Genomic DNA, 551 nt, shown 5'->3' with positions numbered 1-551 from the left:
ACTGACGTAGGGAACTATGCACACTTTGCCTTTCGCCGCCTCTCTTTGGCGAGTGAAACGATCGAACAATCGATCTGCCCACAGCGGTCAAAGTCAGTTCCTATACGTCTTGTAATAGGAGCGACCATGACACAGCAATCACAGCCTTATTCACATCAGACGCCAGCCTTACCTACCCCTATCGTATTGACCATCGCAGGCTCCGACAGTGGCGGCGGCGCAGGTATTCAAGCAGACATCAAAGCGATGTCGGCAACAGGCAGTTTTGCATGCTCGGTAATTACCGCCATCACTTCGCAAAACACACAAGGCGTTTCTGCGATTTTCCCTATCCCACTTGATCACGTTGAAAGCCAACTCGATGCGGTGTTTACCGATCTCAATATTGTGGCGGTAAAAGTCGGCATGCTGGCGGATTCGAACATCATCAAAGTGGTGGCAAGCAAGATCAGACAGTACCAGCCTAAACATCTTGTGATAGATCCCGTCATGGTCGCCACCAGCGGCGATTTGCTACTTGAGCAATCAGCAATCAGCACATTAAAAGAAGA

Annotated in this window: 1 protein-coding gene; it reads left to right on the top strand. The window is 49.9% G+C overall.

Going from position 1 to position 551, the window contains the following annotated elements; genetic code table 11:
- Window positions 1–126: 126 nt before the first annotated feature.
- A partial coding sequence (locus R7093_RS27370; protein WP_318147302.1) for a bifunctional hydroxymethylpyrimidine kinase/phosphomethylpyrimidine kinase occupies window positions 127–551 on the top strand: 425 nt, incomplete at its 3' end.

The sequence above is a fragment of the Vibrio sp. 1580 genome (genome assembly GCF_033340055.1).
This window is presented reverse-complemented; position numbering and strand designations above follow the sequence as displayed.